This window comes from Mesorhizobium sp. WSM4844, from assembly GCF_055811775.1.
Genome location: NZ_JBVVQB010000034.1, coordinates 25,815 through 52,559, shown reverse-complemented (window position 1 = coordinate 52,559; position 26,745 = coordinate 25,815). Strand labels below are relative to the sequence as shown.

Annotated in this window: 25 protein-coding genes; 10 read left to right on the top strand and 15 right to left on the bottom strand. The window is 62.8% G+C overall.

Annotation, left to right across the window (positions count from 1 at the left end; all coding sequences use genetic code 11):
• The first annotated feature begins 15 nt into the window (after positions 1–15).
• The 5 genes from dnaA to AC0L2A_RS23600 all read left to right on the top strand — a co-directional run bounded on the left by dnaA (position 16) and on the right by AC0L2A_RS23600 (position 5,652).
• Positions 16–1,488, top strand: coding sequence for a chromosomal replication initiator protein DnaA (gene dnaA, locus AC0L2A_RS23620; RefSeq protein WP_023802135.1), 1,473 nt, complete (start codon positions 16–18; stop codon positions 1,486–1,488).
• 323 nt (positions 1,489–1,811) lie between these two features.
• Positions 1,812–2,930, top strand: coding sequence for a DNA polymerase III subunit beta (gene dnaN, locus AC0L2A_RS23615; RefSeq protein ID WP_473610891.1), 1,119 nt, complete (start codon positions 1,812–1,814; stop codon positions 2,928–2,930).
• A 128-nt stretch (positions 2,931–3,058) separates the two neighbouring features.
• Positions 3,059–4,219, top strand: a complete 1,161-nt coding sequence (recF, locus tag AC0L2A_RS23610; protein ID WP_473610890.1) for a DNA replication/repair protein RecF — start codon at positions 3,059–3,061, stop codon at positions 4,217–4,219.
• 191 nt (positions 4,220–4,410) lie between these two features.
• The gene (locus AC0L2A_RS23605; RefSeq protein WP_473610889.1) at positions 4,411–5,166 is read left to right on the top strand and encodes a molybdopterin-synthase adenylyltransferase MoeB; all 756 of its coding nucleotides are present in this window, start codon (positions 4,411–4,413) and stop codon (positions 5,164–5,166) included.
• A gap of 3 nt (positions 5,167–5,169) precedes the next feature.
• Complete coding sequence (locus AC0L2A_RS23600) at positions 5,170–5,652, top strand: GNAT family N-acetyltransferase (RefSeq protein ID WP_473610887.1); 483 nt, start codon at positions 5,170–5,172, stop codon at positions 5,650–5,652.
• A gap of 28 nt (positions 5,653–5,680) precedes the next feature.
• Here the strand turns inward: AC0L2A_RS23600 and AC0L2A_RS23595 are convergent, their stop codons facing one another.
• Complete coding sequence (locus AC0L2A_RS23595; RefSeq protein WP_023802130.1) at positions 5,681–6,682, bottom strand: 2-hydroxyacid dehydrogenase; 1,002 nt, start codon at positions 6,680–6,682, stop codon at positions 5,681–5,683.
• Between the two features lie 158 nt (positions 6,683–6,840).
• Between AC0L2A_RS23595 and AC0L2A_RS23590 the strand changes: the two genes are divergently transcribed.
• Complete coding sequence (locus AC0L2A_RS23590; protein ID WP_027151699.1) at positions 6,841–7,398, top strand: SH3 domain-containing protein; 558 nt, start codon at positions 6,841–6,843, stop codon at positions 7,396–7,398.
• A gap of 70 nt (positions 7,399–7,468) precedes the next feature.
• Here AC0L2A_RS23590 and irrA read toward each other — a convergent pair whose 3' ends face one another.
• The gene (gene irrA / locus AC0L2A_RS23585; RefSeq protein WP_473584991.1) at positions 7,469–7,900 is read right to left on the bottom strand and encodes an iron response transcriptional regulator IrrA; all 432 of its coding nucleotides are present in this window, start codon (positions 7,898–7,900) and stop codon (positions 7,469–7,471) included.
• 241 nt (positions 7,901–8,141) lie between these two features.
• Between irrA and fabA the strand changes: the two genes are divergently transcribed.
• From fabA to fabI, 3 genes are all read left to right on the top strand, one after another.
• Complete coding sequence (gene fabA, locus AC0L2A_RS23580) at positions 8,142–8,660, top strand: 3-hydroxyacyl-[acyl-carrier-protein] dehydratase FabA (protein ID WP_023802127.1); 519 nt, start codon at positions 8,142–8,144, stop codon at positions 8,658–8,660.
• A gap of 128 nt (positions 8,661–8,788) precedes the next feature.
• Positions 8,789–10,009, top strand: coding sequence for a beta-ketoacyl-ACP synthase I (gene fabB, locus AC0L2A_RS23575; protein WP_473610886.1), 1,221 nt, complete (start codon positions 8,789–8,791; stop codon positions 10,007–10,009).
• A gap of 12 nt (positions 10,010–10,021) precedes the next feature.
• Entirely contained in the window at positions 10,022–10,834 is an 813-nt protein-coding gene (gene fabI / locus AC0L2A_RS23570) for an enoyl-ACP reductase FabI (protein ID WP_473532909.1), read from the top strand.
• A 142-nt stretch (positions 10,835–10,976) separates the two neighbouring features.
• On the opposite strand, the gene AC0L2A_RS23565 is transcribed toward fabI, so the two are convergent.
• The 10 genes from AC0L2A_RS23565 to rimP form a co-directional block, all read right to left on the bottom strand.
• The gene (locus tag AC0L2A_RS23565) at positions 10,977–11,984 is read right to left on the bottom strand and encodes a class I SAM-dependent methyltransferase (protein WP_473610884.1); all 1,008 of its coding nucleotides are present in this window, start codon (positions 11,982–11,984) and stop codon (positions 10,977–10,979) included.
• Positions 11,985–12,075: 91 nt separating this feature from the next.
• Positions 12,076–14,223 carry a polyribonucleotide nucleotidyltransferase gene (gene pnp, locus AC0L2A_RS23560; protein ID WP_023802123.1) on the bottom strand — a complete coding sequence of 716 codons (2,148 nt, stop codon included), beginning with the start codon at positions 14,221–14,223 and terminating at the stop codon, positions 12,076–12,078.
• 406 nt (positions 14,224–14,629) lie between these two features.
• Positions 14,630–15,004, bottom strand: a complete 375-nt coding sequence (rpsO, locus tag AC0L2A_RS23555; RefSeq protein WP_274609416.1) for a 30S ribosomal protein S15 — start codon at positions 15,002–15,004, stop codon at positions 14,630–14,632.
• Between the two features lie 77 nt (positions 15,005–15,081).
• Positions 15,082–16,176 carry a magnesium/cobalt transporter CorA gene (corA, locus tag AC0L2A_RS23550; RefSeq protein ID WP_473610883.1) on the bottom strand — a complete coding sequence of 365 codons (1,095 nt, stop codon included), beginning with the start codon at positions 16,174–16,176 and terminating at the stop codon, positions 15,082–15,084.
• A 43-nt stretch (positions 16,177–16,219) separates the two neighbouring features.
• Positions 16,220–17,182: a tRNA pseudouridine(55) synthase TruB gene (gene truB / locus AC0L2A_RS23545; RefSeq protein ID WP_473610882.1), complete on the bottom strand. Its 963-nt coding sequence runs from the start codon at positions 17,180–17,182 to the stop codon at positions 16,220–16,222.
• Positions 17,182–17,619 (bottom strand): 30S ribosome-binding factor RbfA, encoded by a 438-nt coding sequence (gene rbfA, locus AC0L2A_RS23540; protein WP_128169859.1) that lies wholly within the window; start codon positions 17,617–17,619, stop codon positions 17,182–17,184. The genes truB and rbfA overlap by 1 nt, the downstream gene beginning before the upstream one ends.
• Positions 17,620–17,845: 226 nt before the next feature.
• Positions 17,846–20,413, bottom strand: coding sequence for a translation initiation factor IF-2 (gene infB / locus AC0L2A_RS23535; RefSeq protein WP_023802118.1), 2,568 nt, complete (start codon positions 20,411–20,413; stop codon positions 17,846–17,848).
• Positions 20,410–21,060, bottom strand: a complete 651-nt coding sequence (locus AC0L2A_RS23530; protein WP_091599993.1) for an RNA-binding protein — start codon at positions 21,058–21,060, stop codon at positions 20,410–20,412. Before AC0L2A_RS23530 ends, infB begins: the two co-directional genes overlap by 4 nt.
• Positions 21,061–21,098: 38 nt before the next feature.
• Positions 21,099–22,694, bottom strand: a complete 1,596-nt coding sequence (gene nusA, locus AC0L2A_RS23525) for a transcription termination factor NusA (RefSeq protein ID WP_023802116.1) — start codon at positions 22,692–22,694, stop codon at positions 21,099–21,101.
• A 48-nt stretch (positions 22,695–22,742) separates the two neighbouring features.
• Positions 22,743–23,387, bottom strand: a complete 645-nt coding sequence (gene rimP, locus AC0L2A_RS23520) for a ribosome maturation factor RimP (protein ID WP_473610880.1) — start codon at positions 23,385–23,387, stop codon at positions 22,743–22,745.
• 320 nt (positions 23,388–23,707) lie between these two features.
• On the opposite strand from rimP, the gene AC0L2A_RS23515 reads away from it, so the two are divergent.
• Positions 23,708–23,872 (top strand): hypothetical protein, encoded by a 165-nt coding sequence (locus AC0L2A_RS23515; RefSeq protein ID WP_091599997.1) that lies wholly within the window; start codon positions 23,708–23,710, stop codon positions 23,870–23,872.
• A 75-nt stretch (positions 23,873–23,947) separates the two neighbouring features.
• Here AC0L2A_RS23515 and trmB read toward each other — a convergent pair whose 3' ends face one another.
• The 3 genes from trmB to AC0L2A_RS23500 form a co-directional block, all read right to left on the bottom strand.
• A complete protein-coding gene (gene trmB, locus AC0L2A_RS23510) occupies positions 23,948–24,649 on the bottom strand; it encodes a tRNA (guanosine(46)-N7)-methyltransferase TrmB (RefSeq protein WP_473610879.1) in 702 nt (233 codons plus the stop codon).
• Between the two features lie 26 nt (positions 24,650–24,675).
• Positions 24,676–25,989, bottom strand: coding sequence for a methionine adenosyltransferase (gene metK, locus AC0L2A_RS23505; protein ID WP_287226893.1), 1,314 nt, complete (start codon positions 25,987–25,989; stop codon positions 24,676–24,678).
• A gap of 326 nt (positions 25,990–26,315) precedes the next feature.
• Positions 26,316–26,735, bottom strand: coding sequence for a helix-turn-helix domain-containing protein (locus AC0L2A_RS23500; RefSeq protein ID WP_023802110.1), 420 nt, complete (start codon positions 26,733–26,735; stop codon positions 26,316–26,318).
• Positions 26,736–26,745 lie beyond the last annotated feature (10 nt).

Below are 26,745 nucleotides of genomic sequence, written 5' to 3'. Positions count from 1 at the left end.
ACCGGAGGGGACGCTATGTCGGCTTCCATCGACGCGGAACAAAAGTTCGACCGGGTCAAGGCCCAGTTGAAGGCGCGTCTGGGAACCGAAGTCTATTCGAGCTGGTTCGGGCGCATGAAGGTCGCCGAGGCGTCCCGGGGCATTGTCCGCATCTCGGTGCCCACCGCCTTCCTGCGCTCGTGGATCAACGGCCACTACCTCGACCTCATCGCCGAGCTGTGGAAACACGAGGATCCTGAAATCCTCAAGATCGAGATCGTCGTGCGCACCGCTACCCGCCCGGGGCGCAACGGCGTCGAGCCCGAAGTGGCCCCGGCGCGCAAGATGACCAGGCAGGCGCAAACGGCGCTGGCCGCGGGAACAGCGGCCCCCGGCAGGGTGGAGCGGGTACCGGCACCTCGCCCGGGAATGCCTGCCGAGACCGAGTTCCGGCACAATGTCCTCGGTTCGCCGCTTGACCCGCGCTACACGTTCGGCTCCTTCATCGAAGGACCGTCGAACCGGGTGGCCTTTGCCGCCGCCAAGGCGGTGGCGGAATCGCAGTCGAGCGCGGTGCGCTTCAATCCGCTGTTTCTGCACGCGACGGTGGGGCTGGGCAAGACGCACCTGCTGCAGGCGATCGCGGCGGAATCGCTGAAGCAGAATCCGAAATCGCGCGTCGTCTATCTCACAGCCGAATATTTCATGTGGCGGTTTGCCACCGCGATCCGCGACAACAACGCGCTGACGCTGAAGGAACAGTTGCGCGACATCGACCTCCTCATCATCGACGACATGCAGTTCCTGCAAGGCAAGTCGATCCAGCATGAATTCTGCCATCTTATCAACATGCTGCTCGACAGCGCCAAGCAGGTGGTGGTCGCCGCCGACCGGCCGCCGTCGGAACTGGAATCACTGGAGCCCCGCGTCCGCTCGCGCCTCAACGGCGGCGTCGCGCTCGAAATGTCGGCACCGGATTTCGCCATGCGGATCGGCATGCTCAAGCTGCGCCTTGCCACCGCCAAGGCCGACGATCAATCGCTCGACATCTCGGAGGAGATCCTCAACCATGTCGCCCGCACGGTGACCGGCAGCGGGCGCGAGCTCGAAGGTGCGTTCAACCAGCTTCTGTTCCGCCAGTCGTTCGAACCGCAGATCACCATCGACCGCATCGACGAGATCCTCGGCCACATCTATCGTTCGGGCGAGCCGAAGCGGGTGCGCATCGAGGACATCCAGCGCATCGTCGCGCGCCACTACAATGTGTCGAAGACGGAACTTCTGTCCAACCGGCGCACCCGCACCATCGTCAAGCCGCGGCAGGTCGCCATGTACCTGTCGAAGGTGATGACACCGCGCTCCTTGCCGGAGATCGGGCGGCGTTTCGGTGGCCGCGATCACACGACGGTACTGCATGCCGTGCGCAAGATCGAGGATCTTTCAGGCGTCGACAACACGCTGGCGCAGGAGCTCGAATTGCTGAGAAGACTGATCAACGATCAGGCCTGACCGGCCCGAAAAACAAAGGCGTGTCGCGTCTGGATGGCCGCGACGCGCTCGTTATCTTCGCCCTTATGCACGTCGTTGCCGCAAAACCGCTGCGCACCCTCGGGCCTGACCCGAGGGCATACTTTTGGGCGACGAGCATTGGCTTGCGGGCTTGCCCAGTTTTATCCTGGGAAAGCCCGTGTAACCGGCCCGAACCGTCAGCACGGGCTTGCGTTCACCGGTTTTTTCCTGTCAGTTTGTGCAGATTCTGAGCCTGTTCAGACCTTTCGCGGGTTGCCGCTTGCCGGAGACCCGCTCATTCATTCAAGCGAGCCTGTTTCGTCATGCGTGTTATCCTGGAACGGTCAAATCTCCTGAAGTCGCTCAACCACGTTCATCGCGTGGTCGAGCGGCGCAACACCATACCGATCCTGTCGAACGTGCTGCTGAGCGCCGAAGGCGCCACCCTTGAAATGAAGGCGACCGACCTCGACCTGGAAGTGACCGAAGCCACGCCCGCCAAGGTCGAGCGCGGCGGGGCGACGACGGTTCCGGCGCATCTGCTCTACGACATCGTGCGCAAGCTCGCCGACGGCGCGGAGGTGATGCTGAAGACCGACGAGGACGGCAACGCCATGACGGTGACCTCGGGCCGCTCGAGCTTCCGCCTCCAGTGCCTGCCGCAATCCGATTTCCCGGAGCTTTCGGCCGGATCGTTCTCGCATATCTTCCGGCTCGATTCGGTCGCGCTCAAGGGCCTGATCGAGAAGACCCAATTCGCCATCTCCACCGAAGAGACGCGCTACTACCTGAACGGCATCTACCTGCACACGCATGACGCCGACGGCAGGCTGAAGCTGCGCTCGGTAGCGACCGACGGCCATCGGCTGGCGCGCGCCGAGATCGACGCGCCGGCAGGATCGGAAGGCATGCCGGGCATCATCATTCCGCGCAAGACGGTCAGCGAACTGCAAAAGCTCGTCGATGACCCTGATATCGCGGTGACCACCGAATTGTCCGACACCAAGATCCGCTTCACCATCGGCAGCGTCGTCTTGACCTCGAAGCTGATCGACGGCACCTTCCCGGACTATCAGCGGGTGATCCCGACCGGCAACGACAAGAAGCTGATCATCGACCGCCAGAGTTTCGCCGCCGCCGTCGACCGCGTCTCGACCATTTCGTCCGAACGCGGCCGGGCGGTGAAGCTTTCGATTGGAGAAGGCCAGGTCACGCTTGCTGTCAACAATCCGGATTCGGGCAGCGCCACGGAGGAACTGGCCGCGGATTATTCGTCCGACGCGATCGAAATCGGCTTCAACGCCAAATATCTGCTCGACGTCGCCGCCCAGTTGACCGGCACCGAGGCAAAATTCATGCTGGCGGATGCCGGCTCGCCAACGCTGATCCACGACATGGCCGACGAAACCACGCTCTACGTGCTGATGCCGATGCGGGTCTGATGCATGTCGCGCAAAAGTGTGCAGCGGTTTTGCGATAACGACATGCATAAAACAACAACCTAAAGCGCGTCGCATGAGGCCGGTCAAACGCGGCGCGCTTTAGGCCGGAACGAGGCCATCTTGCTGTCATGACCGGAGTTGCGAAGCAGCCTGAGCGCGATCAGCAGACTCACATAAGTAAGCTTTCGCTTACCAATTTCCGCAATTACACAACACTGTCGATCGATCTCGATCCCGGCCCTGTGGTTTTTTCCGGTGACAATGGTGCCGGCAAAACCAATCTGCTGGAGGCGATTTCCCTGCTGACGCCGGGGCGCGGCCTGCGCCGTGCGCCTTATGCCGACGTGGCGCGCGAAGGCGGCGACGGCGGCTTTGCCATCCATGCCCGGCTCGATGGGCCGGACGGCCCGGTCGAGATCGGCACCGGCATCGCAGGCGGCGACGCCGCCGAGAGCGGCCGGCGGGTGCGGATCAACGGCGCGGCGGCGCGCTCGGCAGAGGACATGCTGGAATGGCTGCGCGTCGTCTGGCTGACACCGGCGATGGATGCATTGTTCACCGGGCCGGCCGCAGATCGGCGGCGCTTTCTCGACCGGCAGGTGATGGCGATCGATCCGGGCCACGGCCAGCGCGCGCTCGACTACGAAAAAGCGATGCGCGGCCGCAATCGACTGCTCGCCGAAGGCTCGCGCGACGGCGCCTGGTTCGATGCGATCGAGACGCAAATGGCCGAAACTGGTGTGGCGATTGCCGCGGCGCGTGCCGAACTGGTGCGCCTGCTCGCCGCCATGATCGACAGGCTGCCAAGCTCCGGTCCGTTTCCGCAAGCCGACATCGGCCTGTCCGGCGCACTGGAAAGCGAGGTCGCAACCAGCGCGGCTGTCGATGTCGAGGAGCGGTTCCGCCGCACTCTTGCCGAAGCGCGCGATCGCGACCGCGCCGCCGGGCGCACGCTCGACGGGCCGCACCGGTCGGATCTCGTGGTACGGCACCGGCCAAAGGCGATGCCGGCCGAACTCTGCTCGACCGGCGAGCAGAAGGCGCTGCTGGTCGGCATGGTCCTGTCGCACGCCCGGCTGACCGGCGAGATGTCTGGCATGACGCCGATCCTGCTGCTCGACGAGATCGCCGCCCATCTCGACGCGGGCCGACGCGCCGCGCTGTTCTCGATCCTCGAAGAGCTGAATTGCCAGGCTTTCATGACCGGGACCGATGCGGCGCTGTTTTCCAGTCTCAACGGACGCGCGCAGTTTTTGACCGTCGATCATGGGGTAGTGAGTAGGGAGTAGGGAATGGTGAATGGTGAATGGTGAATGGTGAATGGTGAATGGTGAATGGTGAATGGTAGTGAGTGCACCCTCACTTCACTGTCCACTGTCCACTGTCCACTGTCCACTGTCCCCCGCTACTTGCTACCAGCTACTCACCACTCACTATTCACCATTCACCATTCACTATTCACCCCCTATATGGTCTGGCGATGATCACCACCGCGCTCACCAACGAAGAACTCGAACGCTACGCCCGCCACATCGTGCTGCCCGAGATCGGCGGCGCCGGCCAGCAGCGACTGAAGCGGGCTCGCGTCCTGGTCATCGGCGCCGGCGGGCTGGGAGCGCCGGTGCTTGAATATCTTGCCGCAGCCGGCGTTGGCACACTCGGCATCGTCGACGACGACAGCGTCTCGCTGTCGAACCTGCAAAGGCAGGTGATCCACGGCACCGGCGCTGTCGGCATGGCAAAGACCGACAGCGCCAAGGCGGCGATCGCCCGCATCAACCCCAACGTCGCCGTGGAACTGCACAATCTCAGACTGACGGCGGACAACGCCCCTGCCCTTGTCGCCGGTTATGACATCGTCGTCGACGGCTCCGACAATTTCGAAACCCGTTATGCGGTGGCCGACGCCTGCGCTGCGGAAAAGCGGCCGCTGGTCCATGCCGCCGTCGGCCGCTTCGACGGCTCGGTGACCGTACTGAAACCGTTCGAGACCGGCACGGACGGCAGGCCGAATCCGAGTTATCGCGATCTGTTTCCGGAACCGCCGCCGCCGGGCCTGATGCCATCCTGCGCCGTGGCCGGCGTGCTCGGCGTGCTGACCGGCGTCGTCGGCACGCTGCAGGCCATGGAGGCGATCAAGCTGATCGCCGGCATCGGCGAGCCGCTGGTCGGCCGGCTGCTGCTTTACGATGCGTTGGCAGCGCGCTTCGACACGATCCGCTACAGGCGCAGCTAGATTTTGGGCAGCCTGGATTCCGTCGCGCAGCTTCCGGCCGATTTCGACCGTTGGGACGAGGTGCTGGCGCTGATTATGCGCGCCTTCGCTGCCATGGACGGCGTCATCGATCCGCCATCCTCGGCGCATCGGCTCACGGTCGAAAATCTCCGGGACAAGGTCCGGCAAGAGACGGGCTTTGCGGCGCTGAAGGGCGGCAGGATTGTCGGCTGCGTTTTTGTCCTGGAGCGGGCCAACGATTTCTATGTCGGAAAGCTCGCGGTCGAACCGGACTTTCAGGGACAAGGCATTGCCAGGCGGCTGATGCAAGCTGTCGAGAATTTTGCCCGCAACCGCGGCAAGTCTGCGATCGAGCTTCAGACGCGGATCGAATTGACCGCGAATCACGCGGCCTTTGCCCGCCTCGGCTTTCGCGAAACGGAACGGACGGCGCACAGTGGCTATGACCGACCGACCTCGATCACCATGCGCAAGGTGCTTTCGTAAGCCTACTCTAACTTACGATGGTAGCCGGTCACGTCCGCAGCGGCAGCACGCGATCCGGCGGCCGATGGCCATCGAAGAAGGCGCGGATGTTGATGATCACCTTCTCGCCCATGTCGATGCGGCCTTCGAGCGTCGCCGATCCCATATGCGGCAACAGCACGACCTTGCCCTTGGCGGCGAGCTTCAGCAATTTGCTGTTCAGCGCCGGCTCATGCTCATAGACATCGAGCCCGGCGCCGGCGATCTTGCCGTCCTGGATCAGCTTGACCAGAGAGTCCTCGTCGATGATGTCGCCGCGCGCCGTGTTGACGATGTAAGCGGACGGTTGCAGAAGCGCCAGCCGCCGCGCCGAAAGCAGATGGAAGGTCGCCGGCGTCGACGGACAATTGACCGATATGATGTCCATGCGGGCAAGCATCTGGTCGAGGCTTTCCCAATAGGTCGCCTCCAGCTCATCCTCGACCGCGGCAAGCACGCGATGGCGGTTGTGATAGTGGATCGACAGGCCAAAGGCCTTGGCCCGTCGGGCGACGGCGGTGCCGATGCGGCCCATGCCGACAATGCCGAGGCGTTTGCCCCAGATACGCCGGCCGAGCATCCAGGTCGGCGACCAGCCGGCCCATTTCTTGTCGCCGGTCAGCACATTGGCGCCTTCCGCCAGCCGCCGCGGCACCGCCAGCATCAGCGCCATGGTCATGTCGGCGGTATCTTCGGTCAAAACGTTCGGCGTGTTGGTGACGGTAATGCCCTTCTTCGCTGCCGCTGACACGTCGATCTTGTCGACGCCGTTGCCGAAATTGGCGATCAGCTTGAGGTTGTCGCCGGCCTGGGCGATCAGCGCCGCGTCGATTTGATCGGTTATGGTCGGCACCAGCACGTCGGCTTCCTTGACCGCCGCGACCAGTTCCGGCTGCGTCATCGGCCGGTCTTCGACATTCAGCCGGGCGTCGAACAGCTCACGCATGCGGGTCTCGACCGGGTCGGGCAGCTTGCGCGTGATGACGACGAGGGGCCTTTTTCTGCCTACCATTGTTTCCTCGAACCCGACCTCGTTGAGACCTCTTTAACCAAGACAGGCGAAACTGCAGGCCGGTCGCGGTGCCAGTTCTCCATGTAACAAGAGGTTCCGCCGAAGACAAAGAAAAAGGGGCGCCAGGGCCGATGAGCCGGCGCCGAAAGGGAACGAAAGTGTCTGGTTTCGCGTCGCTCCGCCTGGCCCTCAGCGCAGCATTTCTCGGCGCTTTGCTTTATTCCCCGGATGTGGCGGCACAGAATGCGGCAGCACCGACCCAGAGCGTCACGCTCGGGCCGAGCGGCCTGCCGCTGCCGCGCTTCGTCAGCCTGAAAGCCGGCCGCGTCAACTCCCGCGTCGGACCAGGCGTCAACTATTCCGTCGACTGGATGTATATGAAGCCCGGCCTGCCGATGGAGATCATCCAGGAATTCGACACCTGGCGTCGTGTGCGCGATGCCGATGGCTCGGAAGGCTGGATCAACCAGTCGCTGCTTTCCGGTCGCCGCACGGCGATCGTAGCACCCTGGCAGCGCGGCAAAGATGCCCGAATCAACCTACTCGACGACCCGCAAAAGGATGCCGGCATCGTCGCAATCGTCGAGCCTGGCGCCATGGGCACGATCAAGTCTTGTGACGGCCAGTGGTGCGAAATGACCTTCAGTGGCCACACCGGCTGGCTCGCCCAGTCGCTGGTCTGGGGCGCCTATCCCGGCGAACGGGTCAAGGACTGACTCTTCTTGCCGGTCGAGTCCGGAGGCCGATACCGGCGAAACGGTATCTCGCGGCCTTATGACGAGCCGGTCACTCGTAGCGTTTGGGGCGCAGCCTCACCACGATATCGACATTGGCGATCTCCATCCCCTCCGGTGGCTCCGGCAGGTTGGAAACCGTGACAGGACCGCTGGCGATGTCGAAAATCCTGTTTTCGCCCTCAATGTAGAAATGATGGTGATCGGAGGTGTTGGTGTCGAAGTAGGTCTTCGACCCCTCGACGGCCAGGATGCGCAGAAGGCCCGCCTGGGTGAATTGATGAAGGGCGTTGTAGACGGTGGCGAGCGATACCGGCACGCCGGCGGCGATCGCCTCCTCGTGCAGTTCCTCGGCCGACAGATGGCGGTCGCCTTTGGCAAAAAGCAGATCGGCCAGCGCAATGCGCTGACGCGTCGGCCTCAGGCCAGCTTCGCGAACCCGCTTGTCCACAGCGACATTTTCCTTCCGGCAGCCCAGATCCATCTATCCGTCCAAGCTCAAGTTTCGCCTCAAGAGCTGCCCAGAACGGCAAAAAACGAACATTGACCGAACCTGGACATAACCCGACATATATTCTGTCGGCCGAATACGATCAATAGCGCGCATTGACCCCGGCAGGCGGGCAGGTTAAGCGCAAACGCCGGTTTCCGGCCGGAAATAGATTGTGTTAGGAACCAACGACAGGGCGCGCTACCGCCCGGACGATTATTGGGGACGGAGACTGATGGCGGTTTCGAAATCCAGCTACGATTACGAGGAACTGCTTGCCTGCGCCCGCGGCGAGCTGTTCGGACCTGGAAACGCCCAGCTGCCCTATCCGCCGATGCTGATGTTCGACCGCATCACCGAAATCAGCGAGACCGGCGGCGCCTTCGACAAGGGCTTCATCCGCGCCGAGTTCGACATCAAGCCGGATCTGTGGTTTTTCGCCTGCCACTTCATCGGCAACCCGATCATGCCGGGATGCCTGGGCCTCGACGCCATGTGGCAATTGACGGGATTCTACCTCGGCTGGCTCGGCGAGCCGGGCAAGGGCATGGCGCTGTCGACCGGCGAAGTGAAATTCAAAGGCATGGTGACGCCGTCGGTCAAGAAGGTAGAATATGGCGTGGACTTCAAGCGCGTGATGCGCGGCCGGCTGGTGCTGGGTATCGCCGATGGCTGGCTGAAGGCGGATGGCGAACCCATATACGCAGCAACGGATCTCAAGGTGGGTCTGTCCAAGCAATCGGCCGCCGCCTGACCGGCGCCTGCGCAGCGCGGCGAGTCCGCGGGAGGCGCAAAGGAAGCTGTAGAACTTAATTTGCGCATCCTTGTCCGGCAGGTTTCGGTCCGGCAGGTTTCGGGTTCATGCGCTGGAAGGAGTTGCGAATGAGACGGGTCGTAGTGACAGGCCTCGGCATCGTGTCGTCGATCGGCAACAACGCCAACGAGGTGCAGGCCTCGCTGCATGATGCCAGATCCGGCATCAGCTTCTCCGATTCCTTCGCCGAACACGGCTTCCGCTGCCAGGTCTGGGGAGCGCCGACGCTCGACCCCTCGGCGCTGATCGATCGCCGCGCCATGCGCTTCCTGTCGCAAGGTGCGGCCTGGAACCATGTCGCCATGGACCAGGCGATCGTGGACGCTGGACTTGGCGAGAACGACATCACCAATGAGCGCACCGGCATCGTCATGGGATCGGGCGGACCATCGACCAGAACCATCGTCGAGGCCGCTGAAACCACGCTCAAGAACGGCAGCCCCAAGCGAATCGGCCCGTTCGCGGTGCCGAAGGCGATGTCGTCGACCGCTTCGGCGACGCTCGCCACCTGGTTCAAGATCCACGGCGTCAATTATTCGATCTCTTCGGCCTGCTCGACCTCGGCGCATTGCATCGGCAATGGCTACGAACTGATCCAGTGGGGCAAGCAGGACATGGTCTTCGCCGGCGGCCATGAGGACCTCGACTGGACGATGTCGGACCTGTTCGATGCGATGGGCGCCATGTCCTCCAAGTTCAACGATCGGGCATCGGCTGCCTCGCGCGCCTATGACGTCGATCGCGACGGCTTCGTCATTGCCGGCGGCGCCGGCGTGCTGGTGCTGGAAGAACTCGAGCACGCCAAGGCGCGCGGCGCCAAGATCTACGCCGAGGTCGTCGGCTATGGCGCGACCTCGGACGGCTTCGACATGGTGGCGCCTTCGGGCGAAGGCGCGGTGCGCTGCATGCGGCAGGCGTTGGCGACCGTCTCTTCGCCGGTCGACTACATCAACACGCACGGCACCTCGACGCCGGTCGGCGACTCCAGGGAGATGGGCGCGATCCGCGAGGTGTTCGGCGAAAACATGCCGTTCATCACCTCGACGAAATCGCTGACCGGCCACTCGTTGGGTGCGGCCGGCGTGCAGGAATCGATCTACTCGATCCTGATGATGCAAGGCGGATTCATCGGCGAGAGCGCCCACGTCGAGCAGCTCGATCCGGAATTCGAGGGTATGCCGATCGTGCGAGAGCGCATCGACGATGCCAGGATCGACACCGTCCTGTCCAACTCGTTCGGTTTCGGCGGCACCAACGCAACGCTGATTTTCCAGCGCTATTCCGCATAAGGACTGCCAACCATGGACGGATTGATGAAGGGCAAGCGCGGGCTTGTCATGGGTGTCGCCAACGACCATTCGATCGCCTGGGGCATCGCCCGGAAACTGTCCGAACATGGGGCGGAACTCGCCTTCACCTATCAGGGCGAAGCCTTCGGGCGCCGGGTCAAGCCGCTCGCCGACAAACTCGGCTCCTCGCTGGTCGTGCCTTGCGACGTCGAGGACAGCGCATCGGTTGCCGCTACCTTCGAGACCTTGGGCGAGGCCTGGGGCGGGCTGGACTTCGTCGTCCACGCCATCGGCTTTTCCGACAAGAACGAGCTGAAAGGCCTTTACGCCGACACCAGCCGCGACAATTTCGTCCGCACCATGGTCATCTCCTGCTATTCCTTCACCGAGGTCGCCCGTCATGCGGCCGCGCTGATGAGGGACGGCGGCTCGATGATCACGCTGACCTATGCCGGTTCGGTCCGCGTCATGCCGAACTACAACGTCATGGGCGTCGCCAAGGCCGGGCTTGAAGCCAGCGTCCGCTATCTCGCCAACGACTACGGCCCGCGCGGCATCAGGGTGAACGGCATATCCGCCGGACCGGTGCGGACACTGGCCGGCGCCGGGATTTCCGACGCACGCCACATGTTTTCCTACCAGCAGCGCAATTCGCCGCTGCGCCGTACAGTGACCATCGACGAAGTCGGTGGTTCCGCGCTTTATCTGCTGTCCGACCTGTCGTCGGGCGTCACCGGCGAAATCCACTATGTCGATTCCGGCTACCACATCGTGTCGATGCCGGCGCTCGACGAGCTGAAGCGGACCGACAGCGGACGAGAGTAATTTCGGCCGCAGATGATGCCTTAAAGCGCGTCGCGTTTGAATGGATTCATGCGACGCGCTTTAAGTTCTTGTTTATGCATGTCGTTATCGCAAAACCGCTGCGCACTTTTGCGCGACATGCATTGGTCCCGTGAACCAGCCTTCAGCGGCGCGCCGCGAAAACCTTGAACATGCCGTCGCGGGCAATCTCGGCATGGCTGGAGAAGGCCGCCAGCACCGGCTCGTAGGGAAGCTGGCGGTTCGCCACCATGAACAGCCGACCGCCCGGCTTCAGCGCCTTTGCCGCGGCGCGGATCATGCCGGCGCCGATCTCGGGCTCGGCCGCCCGGCTGCGGTGGAAGGGCGGGTTCATGGCGATGGCGTCATAGCGCCGCTCGACCGGCTCGCTCAAAAGATCGATCCAGAAGAAGTTGGGTTCCGCTGTGTTGCCGATATTGAATTTCGCCGCCTCCAGCGCATCGAACTCGGCCTCGTAGAGATCGAGCGCCGATATGCCAGGTGAGCGGGCGGCGACCTCGGCCGCCACATAGCCCCAGCCGGCGCAGAAATCGGCAACGCTGCCACGCAGGTCGCCGGGCAGATTGTCGGCCAGCAATCTCGAACCTGCATCGATCTTGTCGAAAGAGAACATGCCTGGTGCGGTGCGGAACCGATCCTCGACCAGAAGGGCTGGATTGGCGGCGCGAAGTGCCGTTGCGAGCGCAGCATCGGCAGGTCGATGAAACCAGAAGGCGATGCCGTGATGTTTCGGCAAATGGCCGTCGAGCGGCACAAGCTCGTCGATGCGCTTGCGCAGGCTGGCAATGCCATCGTCCTTGGCGCCGGCAACGATAATCGATCCGCCCGGCCTCACACACTCGATCGCCTCGGCGATGCGCAATTCGTTCTGCCCGCGATGGCGGCCGGCAAGCACCAATGCCGCATCGAAGCCTTCGCCCTCCAGGCGCGGCGTGACGGTGAAACCGGCCGCCTGCAACGCGCGATAGTGCGGCCGGAAGCCTTGCACCAGATGCAGCGCTGCATCAAAACCTTCGGGCAGGCGGAAGCCCGGCTCAGCGCCCAGAAAGAGGACACGCTCGCCCTTACGCGGCAAGGAAACAGCCTCCGCCTCGAACGGATGGAACAGTGTCTTCAGCGGCTCAGCGGACATTTTTCGATCTCGAAGTGCAGCTGGCTTGACCAGAAAATGAAAGCGGGCGCGACCTGTCGGCGCGCCCGTTTCGATTGTTCGGTCAGATCGCTCAGGCGGCGTCTTCTTCGCCGTCGGCCTTCTTGTCGCGGGCGATTTCCTTGCCGGTGGCCTGGTCGACGACCTTCATCGACAGGCGGACCTTGCCGCGCTCATCGAAGCCCATCAGCTTGACCCAGACCTTGTCGCCTTCCTTGACGACGTCGGAGGTCTTGGCGACGCGATCATTGGCGAGCTGCGAGATGTGGACGAGGCCGTCACGCGGACCGAAGAAGTTGACGAAAGCGCCGAAGTCGGCGGTCTTGACGACCGTGCCCTCGTAGATTTCGCCGACTTCCGGCTCGGCGACGATGGTGTGGATCCACTTCTTCGCCGCCTCGATCTCCTTGGCGTTGGACGAAGCGATCTTGACCGTGCCGTCGTCCTCGATGTTGATCTTGGCGCCGGTCTTTTCGACGATCTCGCGGATGACCTTGCCGCCCGAGCCAATCACGTCGCGGATCTTGTCGGTCGGGATGTGCATGACCTCGATGCGCGGCGCGAATTCGCCGAGTTCGGAGCGCGCGCCGGACAGCGCATGGCCCATTTCGCCGAGGATATGCTGGCGGCCGTCCTTGGCCTGATCCAGCGCGATCTTCATGATTTCCTCGGTGATGCCCTCGATCTTGATGTCCATCTGCAGCGAGGTAATGCCGTTGGCGGTGCCGGCAACCTTGAAGTCCATGTCGCCGAGATGGTCCTCGTCGCCGAGGATGTCGGAGAGCACCGCGAAGCGCTCGCCTTCCTTGATCAGACCCATGGCGATGCCGGCGACCGGCTTGGCCAGCGGCACACCGGCATCCATCAGCGCCAGCGAGGTGCCGCAGACGGTAGCCATCGACGACGAGCCGTTGGACTCGGTGATCTCCGAGACGACGCGCAGCGTGTAGGGGAACTGGTCCGATGTCGGCAGCATCGGGCGGATCGCGCGCCAGGCGAGCTTGCCGTGGCCGATTTCGCGGCGGCCGGGCGAACCCATGCGACCGGTTTCACCGACCGAATAGGGAGGGAAGTTGTAGTGAAGGAGGAACTTCTCCTTGTACATGCCGGTCAGCGAATCGACATACTGCTCGTCCTCGCCGGTGCCGAGCGTGGCGACGACCAGTGCCTGGGTCTCGCCGCGGGTGAACAGCGCCGAGCCGTGGGTGCGCGGCAGGACGCCGACTTCGGAGACGATCTTGCGAACCGTCTTCAGATCGCGGCCGTCGATGCGCGAACCGGTGTCGAGGATGTTCCAGCGTACGACCTTGGCCTGGAGCTCCTTGAACACGGTGCCGATCTGCTCGGACGTATACTTGGCTTCTTCGCCTTCTGCGGGTGCGAACGCAGCCTTGACCTTCGCCTTGACGGCGTCGACGGCGGCATAGCGCTTCTGCTTGTCGGTGATCTTGTAGGCATCGCGAAGCTCGCCTTCGACGATCTTCAGCATCTCGGCTTCAAGCGCCGAATAATCCGGCGCGGTGAAGTCACGCGGATCCTTGGCGGCGACTTCCGCCAGCTTAATGATCGCGTCGATCACCGGCTGGAAGCCGCGATGGCCGAACATGACGGCGCCGAGCATCAGATCCTCGCCGAGTTCCTTGGCTTCGGACTCGACCATCAGCACGGCGTCGGAGGTGCCGGCGACGATCAGGTCAAGCTTGGATTCCTGCATCTCGTCGACATGCGGATTGAGCACATATTCGCCGTTGATGTAGCCGACGCGGGCGCCGCCGATCGGACCCATGAAAGGGACGCCGGACAGCGTCAAAGCCGCCGAGGTGGCGACGATCGACAGGATGTCCGGGTCGTTTTCGAGATCATGCTGGACGACGGTGACAACGATCTGCGTGTCGTTCTTGTAACCGTCAGCGAAGAGTGGGCGGATCGGACGGTCGATGAGACGGGAAACCAGCGTTTCCTTTTCGCTCGGACGGCCTTCGCGCTTGAAATAGCCGCCCGGGATCTTGCCGGCGGCATAGGTCTTTTCCTGGTAGTTGACGGTCAGCGGGAAGAAATCGAGGCCGGGTTTTGGTTCCTTCATCGAAACGACGGTGGCGAGAACCTTGGTTTCGCCGTAGGTGGCGAGCACCGCGCCGTCAGCCTGGCGCGCAATCTTGCCGGTTTCGAGGATGAGCGGACGGCCGCCCCATTCGATTTCCACTTTGTGGTGATTGAACATGTCTTGTCCTTCATATGCGGAAAGGGCCGCGCCATTTCACCGTGCGCGAGTGCCCCTTTCCCTTGGCTTCGTTTCTCGGGCAGCCACGGGCAAGACAACGGGAAGCTCGGGTAAATCCGGCGCGGGTGCCGCGCGAGCGTCCTGCAATCCTGCCCCATGACCGTCCATGGGCGGTTTCGAATGGCCCTGTGCTATATCGAAACCGGGTCTGGCCAATCGATCCGACTGGCCTTGCGCATGACCCGAAAACCGCGGCTCTCGGAAATGCCTTGCGCAAATTCAAAGTTTCAGAGCGTCCCATGTGCGCGTCCAAATCGAAGCGCGGCGCTCTACTTCCTTCATTGGAGCAATGGACTGCTCCAATGCGCGACCGGCGGGCTCTCGAAAGAACCCGCCGGTCAATTCGTCAACGGCGCAGACCGAGCTTCTCGATCAGCGTCTGATAGCGCGCGTCGTCCTTGCGCTTGAGATAATCAAGCAGGCTGCGGCGCTGGGAGACGAGAGCGAGCAGACCACGGCGGGAATGGTTATCCTTCTTGTGGTCCTTGAAATGGTCGGTCAGGTTCTTGATGCGCTCGGAAAGGATGGCCACCTGGACTTCCGGAGACCCGGTATCGCCCTTGGCGGTTGCGAATTCACCCATCAATTCCTTCTTGCGCTCGGCAGTAATCGACATCGTGTTTTTCCTTATCTGTTTGAGGAAACGGGACGCCCTCGGCCGGGATGTCGTCCAGCAGGGGCCGGTACAAGCAACGTGGCATTGCACGATGCTGCGGCGCATATAGGGCAATTCAGGCAAAAACACCAGCCCAATTCACAAGCCGGCTTTTTGCTGCACAAACGAAGATTTCGCCTCGGCTAAAGCCACTTCTTCCATCTGAAGAAGGCGACAAGCCCGAGCGCGACAACGGCCATGAACACCAGCGCTGCCGGATAGCCGTATTGGGCCTTCAGCTCCGGCATGTTCCATGGCGAGGCTTCGGGATCGAAGTTCATGCCCCACACGCCAGCGAGAAAGGTGAGCGGGATGAAGATCACCGAGACGATCGTCAGATAGCTGATGACGTCGCTGGTGCGTGCCTGACTCAGCGACAGATGCATCTCGATCAGACCGGTCAGCATGTCGCGCTGGGTTTCGACCAGTTCGATGAGCCGAAGCGAGTGATCGAGCGTGTCGTTCAGGAAGATCTTGGTCTCGGGCTTGACGTAGGGCACGTCGTTGCGGATCAGCGTCGCCAGCGCGTCGCGCATCGGCCAAAGCACCCCCTTCAGCACGTTGGCGTCGCGCCGCAACTCGTGAAGCCGCCGCATCTGGTGCTTGTCCGTCGCGCGCAGCATCTGGTCCTCGATGCTGTCGACCAAGTCGCCGGCGGTCTCGATCGGCGGGAAATAACTGTCGACGATGGCGTCGATCAGCGCATAGGCGAGATAGTCGGCGCCGCGTGAGCGCAGCCGGTTGGGCATCGAGCTTTCGATGCGCTTGCGCACGGGATCGAACGGATCGCCTTCGCGCTCCTGGAAGGTGACGACGAAGTTCCTGCCGAAGAAGACCGCGATCTGCTCGTAGCGATGCGCGGTGACGTCGTCGATCATCCTGACGACGACGAAGGCATGGTCCTCGAAGAAGTCCACCTTCGGCCGCTGGCCGGTGTTGACGACGTCTTCCAGCGCCAGCGGATGCAGGCTGAAAATCCGGCCGATCTCCTCGATCAGCGGGATGTTGGCGAGACCGGTGCAATCGAGCCAGATGACCGGCCATGCGTTGCAATGACCATTCAGGTCGTTGATGCTGGCATCTTCGATTGTCTCGAATTTGTCGGGCGACATCAGTGTCAGTCGCAGTTCGCTGCGCCGCGCCGCAGGGTCGGCGATCAGTGTGCCTGGTGATGCGCCGATCGGCGGCCGCCGTGCTGTCACCGGCGCCCGCTTCCTGATCGTCTCGGCCTTTGCCATGTGCCCCTCGAATGTACCTCTGATCGAGATTAGACGAGGGGGCTCAGCCGGCAAAGACCCGCTTCGGCTTGAACATGCCTTGCTCGATGGCGCCGATGGCGACCAGCTTGCCGCGCGCCGTGGCGCAGGCTTCCTCGGCTTCCACCGGCGCGTCGCGGCCACGGATGATGACCGGGTTGCCGAGGCGGATTTTTGTTGCCGCGTCGTCGCTGATCGCGATCTGCGGCAGGCAGTCGAGCGCGGCTGACGTGTCGACCAGAAACACGTCGATGGCGTCGAAGTCGACCGGCACCGTGTCCGCTGAATCCGAACCCTCATCGGGCTGTTCGCCGAAGCGGGCGGCTTCCAGCTCGGCGATGGTGACGAAGTCTTCCTGCGTGAACGGCTCGACCTCGATCCGGCGCAGTTCGGCGATGTGACCGAAACAGCCGAGATCGCGGCCCATGTCGCGGGCCAGCGAGCGGACATAGGTGCCCTTGCCGCATTCGACCTCGAAAATGGTGCTGTCAGCACTGTGCTCGATCAGGTCGAGGCGGCCGATCTCGACTTCCCGCGCCGGAATGTCGACCGTCGCGCCGTCGCGGGCAAGATCATAGGCGCGCTCGCCTGCGATCTTGATGGCCGAAAATTGCGGCGGCGTCTGCATGATGACGCCGGTGTATTTCGGCATCAGCAAAAGCACATCGGCTTCAGCCGGACGCTGGTCGGAGCTTTTCGTCACCGGCCCTTCGAGGTCATCGGTCGAACGCTCCTCACCCCAGGCAACCGTGAAGCGGTAGACCTTGGCGCCATCCTGGACATAGGGGACGGTCTTGGTCGCTTCGCCGAGCGCGATCGGCAGCATGCCGGAAGCGAGCGGGTCGAGGGTGCCGGCATGGCCGGCCTTTTCCGCCTGGAACAGCCATTTGATCTTGGAGACGGCTTCGGTCGAACCCATGCCGACGGGTTTGTCCAGCACCAGCCAGCCGGAGATCGGCCGACCCTTCTTCTTGCCGCGACGCGCCACTATTTTTCGTCCTTGTCGTTGTCTTTGTTCTGGTCGCCGATCTGGGCGTCTGGGCCGAGATCGCGCGCCACTTCGGGCGAGTGCAACAATTCGTTGATCTTCTGGAAATTGTCGTAGCTGGTGTCGAGCCGGAAGCGGAATTCCGGCATGTACTTCATCTGCCGGAGCGCGCCGGAAACGCGGCCGCGCACGAATTTCGCATGCTTGTTGAGCGCCTCGACCACCGCATCGGCATCACTGGCGCCAAGCGGCGAGACGAAAGCGGTGGCGATCTTCAGATCGGGCGACATGCGCACCTCCGAGACCGAAACCACCGAATTCTCGATCAGCGGATCGAGGATCTCGCCACGTTGCAAGGTTTCCGACAGCGCATGCCGCACCTGCTCGCCGACGCGAAGCATGCGCTGGGATGGACCTGACGTGGTTGAACGGGGCATTTTTCTCTATCCTGAAATCGTGAGGCACGGGATGGGACCGCGCCGCATGTCTCATATGCTTTAAAGCCTGATCCATCCCGATAGAAATCGGGATGGATCAGGCTCTATTTTTTGTTGACCATGATCTTCTCCGAAAACCGGATACCACTTTTCGGGATCATGGTTTAGGCGGCAGCCTTTCGACCACCGCCCGGTCTGTAAATGCTCGAACTCAAGTTGCTCGAACTCAGAGCGTCCTGGTCACCATCTCGACGCGGAAGCACTCGATGACGTCGCCGACGCGCATGTCTTCGTAGTTCTGGAACGCCATGCCGCATTCCTGGCCACCCGGAACCTCTGCAACTTCGTCCTTGAAGCGCTTCAGCGTCTTCAGCGTGCCTTCGTGGATGACGACGTTGTCGCGGATCAGGCGAACGCCCGCACCGCGCTCGACCTTGCCTTCGGTGACACGGCAGCCGGCGATCTTGCCGACCTTGGTGATGTCGAAGATCTCGAGGATCTCGGCATTGCCAATGAAGGTCTCGCGACGCTCCGGCGACAGCAGGCCGGACAGCGCCGCCTTCACGTCATCCACAAGGTTGTAGATGATCGAGTAGTAGCGGATCTCGATGCCTGCAGCCGCGGCCGCCGCACGCGCCTGCACATTGGCGCGAACGTTGAAGCCGATGATTGCGGCGCCCGAGGTTTCCGCCAGCGAGACATCGCTTTCGGTGATGCCGCCGGCGCCCGCATGAACGATGCGCGCACGCACCTCGTCGGTGCCGAGCTTGTCCAGCGCCGCGCTGATCGCCTCGATCGAGCCCTGCACGTCGCCCTTGATGACCAGCGGGAATTCCTTCAGCCCGCTCGTCTGCAGTTGCGACATCATCTGTTCGAGCGAACCACGCTGGCCGGCATGCTTGGCCACCGCCTTCTCACGCGCCAGACGCTGGCGATATTCGGTGATCTCGCGGGCGCGGGCCTCGTTGTTGACGACGGCGAAGCGGTCGCCGGCCTGCGGGGTTCCCTGCAGTCCGAGCACTTCCACGGGCATCGCCGGCGGCGCTTCCTTGATCTGCCCGCCGCGGTCGTTGACCAGCGCGCGCACCCGGCCCCATTCGTTACCGGCAACAAGGATGTCGCCAGGCATCAGCGTGCCGGTCTGGACCAGCACCGTGGCGACGGGGCCGCGGCCCTTGTCGAGCTGGGCTTCGATGACGACGCCCTCGGCGGTGCGGTCCGGATTGGCCTTCAGGTCGAGGATTTCGGCCTGCAGCAGGATCGCTTCGAGTAGCTTGTCGAGATTGGTGCCCTTGGTCGCCGACACTTCGACGTCCAGCACCTCGCCGCCCATCGATTCGACGAAGACTTCGTGGCGCAGCAGTTCCGAGCGCACCTTCTGCGGGTCGGCGTCATGCTTGTCGATCTTGTTGATCGCCACAATGATCGGAACGCCGGCCGCCTTGGCATGGCTGATCGATTCGATCGTCTGCGGCATCACGCTATCGTCGGCCGCCACTACCAGGATGGCGATGTCGGTCGCCTGAGCGCCACGGGCGCGCATCGCCGTGAAGGCGGCGTGGCCAGGCGTGTCGATGAAGGTGATCTTGTTACCGTTCTTCTCGACCTGATAGGCGCCGATATGCTGGGTGATGCCGCCGGCCTCGCCGGACACAACATTGGCATTGCGGATGGCATCGAGCAGCGACGTCTTGCCGTGATCGACATGGCCCATGATGGTCACCACCGGCGGACGCGGCTCGAGATCCTCGGGACGATCGGCGATGTTGAAGAGGCCTTCCTCGATGTCGGACTCGGCGACGCGGCGAACCGTGTGGCCGAATTCGGTAGCGACCAGTTCGGCCGTGTCGGCGTCGATGACGTCGCCCGGCTTCAGGATCTGGCCCTGTTTCATGAAGAACTTGACCACATCGACGGCGCGCTCGGACATGCGCTGCGCCAGTTCCTGGATGGTGATGGTTTCGGGAAGTATCACTTCGCGCATGACTTTCTCGCGCGGTTCGTTATGCAGCGCGCGCTTGAATTTCTCCTGGCGCCGACGCATCGACGACAGCGAACGCGCACGCGCATCCTCATCGGAAAGTGCGGCATTCAGCGTCAGCTTGCCGCGGCGGCGATCTTCCTCGCCCTTGGTCGGCTTGGCCGGACGCGCCACTTCCGGCGTGACCGGACGGCGCACCGGGGCGCCGGCGCCGGTCCGCTTCGGCTTGATGTCCTCGTCGTCGACTGTCGCCAGTTCGGCGGTCAGCGGCGCGCGGCGGCGCGCCTCTTCCTCGGCACGCCGGCGGGACTCGGCCTCGGCCTGCAGCCGGGCTTCTTCCTCGGCCTGGCGGCGCGCGGATTCCTCGCGCTCGCGACGGCGGCGCTCTTCATCCTCGGCGCGGCGCTTGGCCTCGTCGATGGCGCGCTGGCGATCCTCGACGTCGCGCACCTTCGAACCCTCAAGAGCCCGGCGGCGCGCCTCCATTTCATCGCGCGACAATTGGTTCAGCACCATGCCGCCGCGTTCGACCGGCGGCGGAGGCGGCGGCGCCTTGGGCGCTTCCTGCACAACCGGCGCTGCCGCGACCGGTGGCTTCGGCGTGAAGACGGACACAGGGGCAGCAGCCGGCTCCGGCTTGTCACCAGGCAGCGAGAACTTGCGCTTCTTGGTCTCGACCACGACCGCCTTGGTGCGGCCATGCGAGAAGCTCTGGCGCACGGTGCCCTGTTCCGTACCGGGGCGCTTCAGCGTCAAAGTCTTCTTCGGCGTAACACTCAACGTCTTGTCGTCGCCCGATTTCGTATCGCTCATTCCATATCCTCTGCGGCATCATCTTCGTCAGCAACGGCCGCAAGCATTGCCAGATCGTCCGGGGAACCGCCCCGATACCGGTCGAGCGCAACCATGCGCTTCTGGACCGCCCTGCCCGCGTCTCCCGCGAGAACGGCAGCATGTATCACATTTGTACCCCCCAATGCCAAGCTCAACTCGGCCTCGGAGAAAAGTTTGTAGGCAAGGATGGCGGGGCCACCGAGGTGGACGGTTGCCCGTCGCGCCTGGCTGATCTTGCGGACGCCGTCATCTGACGCCTCGGTCGCATGCAACACGAAAAGCGCCAGCCCGCCACGCACCGCGCTCTCAACCTTGGTGGCGCCGAGCGCGATCGCGCCTGCCTTGCGGGCAAGACCGAGCATGCCCAGAGCGTATCTGGAAAGCAGCCCGTCGACCATGTCGCCGAGATCGGTCGGCACGGTCACCTGCGCCTTGAAGGCGCGAGCGAACAGGTTTTTCGCTGCCGCCTTGTCGATATGTAGGCGGTCGGCAGTCACCCAGCAACCGCGTCCGGGCAGGTTTTTCTTGATATCCGGAACGACGGCCGAATCCGGGCCGACGACGAAACGGATCAGTTCATCCGGTTCGGCCTGTTTGCGCGTGACGATGCAAGTGCGATCGTTCATCTCGTCCAAGGGCGGCTTGTGTGCGATGCGGTTTCACCTCACGCACCAACGGCTTCGTCAGCCGGCACGTCTTCGGCTGCAAGCTCGTCTTCGGTGATCCAGCCGGCCTTGAGGCGAGCAGCCAGAACCATCTGTTCAGCATCGGCCCGCGACACGCCGTGATTGGCGAGCACGCCCGGGAATACCTTCGTCTCGCCGTCCTTGCGTTCCTTCCAACCGGTCAGATCATCGGCCGCATAGCCGGCGAAATCCTCGATCGTCTTCACGCCGTCCTCGCCGAGCGTCACCATCATGGCGGTGGTCACGCCTGGAATCTCACGCAACTCGTCCTTGACGCCCAGCGCCTTGCGCTTCTCGTCATGCTCGGCTTCGATCTTCTCCAGATATTCGCGGGCGCGGGCCTGGATTTCCGAGGCGGTGTCCTCGTCGAAGCCGTCGATCGACGCGATCTCGTCGGCATCGACATAGGCGACTTCCTCGACGCTGGTGAAGCCTTCGGAGGCGAGCACCTGGCCGACCATCTCGTCGACGTTGAGCGCATCCATGAACAGAGCCGAGCGTTCGACGAACTCCTTCTGGCGGCGCTCGCTCTCTTCCTGCTCGGTCAGGATGTCGATATCCCAGCCGGTGAGCTGCGAGGCGAGCCGGACGTTCTGGCCGCGGCGACCGATGGCCAGCGACAGCTGGTCGTCCGGCACCACCACCTCGATGCGTTCGGCGTCCTCGTCGAGCACGACCTTGGCGACTTCCGCCGGCTGCAGCGCGTTGACGATGAAGGAAGCGGCCGAAGGCGACCACGGAATGATGTCGATCTTCTCGCCCTGCAATTCGCCGACCACCGCCTGAACACGGCTGCCGCGCATGCCGACGCAGGCGCCAACCGGATCGATGGAACTGTCACGCGAGATGACGGCGATCTTGGCGCGCGAACCTGGATCGCGGGCGACCGACTTGATCTCGATGATGCCGTCGTAGATTTCCGGCACTTCCATGGTGAACAGCTTCGCCATGAACTGCGGATGGGTGCGCGACAGGAATATCTGCGGACCGCGCTGCTCGCGGCGCACGTCATAGACATAGGCGCGGACGCGATCGCCATATTTGTAATTTTCGCGCGGGATCAGCTCGTCGCGACGGATTATCGCCTCACCGCGGCCGAGATCGACGATGACGTTGCCGTATTCGACGCGTTTGACAGTACCGTTGACGATCTCGCCGATACGGTCCTTGTACTCGTCGTACTGGCGGTCACGCTCGGCCTCGCGCACCTTCTGCACGATGACCTGCTTGGCCGACTGGGCGGCGATGCGGCCGAAATCCATCGGCGGCAGCTGTTCGGCAATGAAGTCGCCGAGCTGGGCGTCAGGATTGCGCTCACGCGCCGAGGATATGGCGATCTGCGTCGCATAGTCGTCGACCTTCTCGACCACTTCCATCAGCCGCTGCAGCTTCATCTCGCCGGTATTCGGATTGATGTCGGCACGGATGTTGGTTTCCTGGCCATAGCGCGAGCGCGCCGCCTTCTGGATCGCATCGGCCATGGCGGCGATGACGATCGACTTGTCGATCGACTTCTCACGCGCGACCGCATCGGCGATCTGCAGCAGTTCAAGCCTGTTTGCGCTTACAACCATCTTTTTTCTCCCGAGCCTGTTGCCGAGCCTTTGCGCCCGGCAGCCCAATCACATTTCCTGTTCGGTTTGATCTTCCGCGCCCGCTTCCACGCCCTCTGGCGCGTCTTCGGGCTCGCCGCGGCGCTTCTTGGCTTCCTTGCGCGCCCTGTTGTCCTTCGACAGTGCGTCGCGGATAAGGTCGTCGGTCAGGATCAGCCGTGCTTCGGCAATCGCATCGTAGGGCACACGCACCGTCGGCTGTTCGCCATAGGCCGCCTTGTCGCGCTCGATCAGCACGCCGTCCGCGTCGCTCTCGGCGATCTTGCCCTTGAAGCGCTTGCGGTCGGCGACGAGGACCGAGGTTTCCATCTTCACCAGATGACCCGTCCAGGTCGCGAAATCCGACTTGCGAACCAGCGGCCGGTCGATTCCCGGCGACGACACTTCGAGATGATACGCCTTTTCGATCGGATCATCGACATCGAGCGCCGGCGACACTGCCCGGCTGACCTCTTCGCAATCCTCGACGGTCATGGTGCCGTCCTCGCGTTCGGCCATGATCTGCAGCGTCAGCCCGTTCTGGCCCGTCAGATGCACCCTGACAAGGCGGAAACCAATGGCACGCAGAACCGGCTGCACGATCAGCGCGATGCGCGCATCGATGCCGCTTTCGCGGATGATGCGGTCGTCGCTGTCGGGTACCGTTGCCGTCATTCTATTCCTGTCGCTTCGTCGGCGGTCGGAAGGTAACAAAAAAGAGCGGGACCGGGTGGACCCACTCTTCGCCATACCGACCAAGAATTTGAGCCTGATATAGACGATCGCAGCCGTCGTTTCAAGTCCGTATGCGGTCCGTGTCGTAAGCAGATGCGTTGTCCGCATGCAGGGTGGGCGAAACTGTCGGGGGCGGCAGCGTTGCACACGGCGCATGGCGGCCATGCGCCAACGTCCCTGTGATATCAGGCAGTACGCGCCTATCTATGTTGCGTTGCACAAAATCAATCACGCATTGCAGCAGGCGAAAGGGCATAATCATGACCAACCGCAAGGTTTTCTCGGCCATCGGCGATTTCTTCACCGTGTTCGGCAGCGCCGTCGCCGCTTCGCACGCCGTCGAAGCCGGCCGCAAGCCGCGCGCACGCGATCTGCGCAATCTCGGCATGGATCCGGCCGCCTTCAACAAGATCGGCCGCGTCTAAGTCCGGCGACGCAGGGACGAGGACATCTCTGGTCCTCGTCGACGGCAAAGTGCGCTAGGCGCGCTTTGAATAGGACTATCTTCGGACGAAGGTGAGGTAGGCTGGCCGCCGGCCTTCGCGAACGGCCTTCGCCTCGTAGCGTGTACCCGGCCAACCCTTATAGGGCCGCTGCCAGTCGGCTGCCTCTTCAGCCTGCCACGCAAACGCTTCATGTGCCCGGCAGTGCAGCAGCGTCCAGTTCACATAGCTATCGATATCGGACGCAAAGCGGAATGTTCCGCCTGACTTCAGCACGCGCGCGAAACGGTCGAGATTGACCGGACTGACGAAGCGGCGCTTCCAGTGTTTCTTCTTCGGCCAGGGATCGGGATAGAGAAGGTCGATGCCGTCGAGCGAGGCTTGCGGGAGCCAGTCGAGCAGGCGCGTGGCGTCGTCGTCATAGACCCGAAGATTGGCAAGCGGCCGTTGCCTGACCGCCATCATCATCTTGGCCATGCCGTTGACGAAAGGCTCGACGCCGACAAAACCGGTCTCAGGAGCCGCCGTCGCCCGATGCAGCAGGTGCTCGCCGCCACCAAAACCAATTTCGAGATGAATGGCGCGGACATCGGCTTCGAACAGGCTGCGCAAGTCGGCCGGCGGTCCGGCCGTCAGATCAAGCCGGTAGGTGCTGAAACCGCTTTCCAGTGCCGCTGCCTGCTGCGGACGGATGGCCTTGCCGCGCCGGCGACCGAAAAATGCTTCGGTCGCACGGCTTGGCCGGTCTTTCGGATCCATGTCTTCCGGATCTATGGACGCCGCGGCTAGGCCGCGACTGCTTCGGCAGGCGCTTCGGCGAGTGCGTCCTTGAGAGCCTTGGCGAGGTCGGTCTTTTCCCAGGAGAAGGACCCGTCGCGGCCGGCCTTGCGGCCGAAATGACCATAAGACGACGTCTTGGCATAAATCGGCTTGTTGAGATCGAGATGGCGGCGGATGCCGGACGGCGACAGATCCATCACGGTGCGCAGCGCCTGCTCGAGCTTTGCCTCATCGACCCTGCCGGTGCCGTGCAGGTCGACATAGACCGACAGCGGCTGGGCCACGCCAATGGCATAGGAAAGCTGGATGGTGCAGCGATCGGCGAGCTTCGCCGCCACCACGTTCTTGGCGAGGTAGCGGGCCGCATAGGCCGCGGAACGGTCGACCTTGGTGGTGTCCTTGCCGGAAAAAGCCCCGCCGCCATGAGGCGCAGCACCGCCGTAAGTGTCGACGATGATCTTGCGCCCGGTCAGGCCGGCGTCGCCGTCGGGCCCGCCGATGACGAACTTGCCTGTCGGGTTGATGTACCAGTTGCAGCTGTCGGCGATCTTAAGGTCGCCCAGCGCCTCGCGAATATAGGGTTCGACGACGTTGCGGACCTTCTTCGAATCCCAGCTGGCGTCGAGATGCTGGGTGGACAGCACGATCTGCGTCACTTCCGCCGCCTTGCCGTCGATATAGCGGACGGTAACCTGGCTCTTGGCGTCCGGCCCGAGCCGGCCGGCATCGCCGTTGCCTTCATGGCGCGCGGCGGCCAGCAGTTCGAGGATCTTGTGGCTGTAGTAGATCGGCGCCGGCATCAGATCCGGCGTCTCGCGGCAGGCATAGCCGAACATGATGCCCTGGTCGCCGGCCCCTTCCTCGCCTTGCCGGTCGGAGGCATTGTCGACGCCCTGGCCGATATCCGGTGACTGGCCGTGCAGCAGAACCTCGATCTTTGCCGTCTTCCAGTGGAAACCGGCCTGTTCATAGCCAATTTCGCGGATCGCCTTGCGGGCGGCCGACTTGAACTTGGCCGGATTGACGAGCGGATGACCGGCGGCATCCATCAGGATGTTGCCGCCCTTGTCCTTCTTGAGCAGGGTCTCGGGAACGCGCACCTCGCCAGCGATGACGACGCGATTCGTGGTCGCCAGCGTTTCGCAGGCGACGCGGACCTTCCAGGGGTCCATGCCGGTCTTTCTGGCCTCGCGATAGACCAGATCGACGATCTCGTCGGAGATACGGTCGCAGACCTTGTCGGGATGACCCTCGGCAACGGATTCCGAGGTGAATAGATAGTTTTGCCGCGTCACGGGTGTCCCCTCTTGAAAAATCATCGGCACGCTGCCGATTGGCGCGCCACGTGTTAGCTGTGCCGAGCAGCGCTCGTCAAGCGGTGGGTGCCATTATCTTGTACCACTTTGACCGCCGGCAGGATGCCGCCAGCCTGCCTGGCTCCAGCACGTGCTTTAGCTTCAACACATTGATGAGAAAGACTTTAAGCATGGCTGTCGAGCAAAATCGATCCGCTCTCCGGCATACCTGCGGGATGTAAATTCCACGATGCGCGAGATCGCAAGAATTTGCATGCCCGCAATGACGGCTTTGCTATCTTCGACGTTTCAACGGCTGCCAATCAATCGACCCAGACCAATCTGCGTAATCAATCGACTGCGTCGGAGGAAAGGGCCTTCACAAGCTCGATAACCTTGCGGCGTATCTTCACGTCGGTGATCTTGACGAAGGCCCGGTTGAGTTGAAGACCTTCAGGACTGCCGCAGAATTCGACGGCAGAAGCCATTGATGCATCCTCCGCAAATCCGCGGTTGCCCACGGCCTCCTGGCCCGGCGCGTCCTCGAAAAAGAAAGCGACAGGCACACCCAATATCGAGGCGATTGCCTGCAAACGGCTGGCGCCAACGCGATTGGTACCCTTTTCGTATTTCTGTATCTGCTGAAACGTTATGCCGAGGTTCTCGCCCAGCTTTTCCTGGCTCATTCCCAACATATTGCGACGAAGCCTGATGCGACTTCCGACATGGATGTCGATAGGATTCGGCTTCTTCTTGTTTTCTTCTGCCATTTTTTCCTCG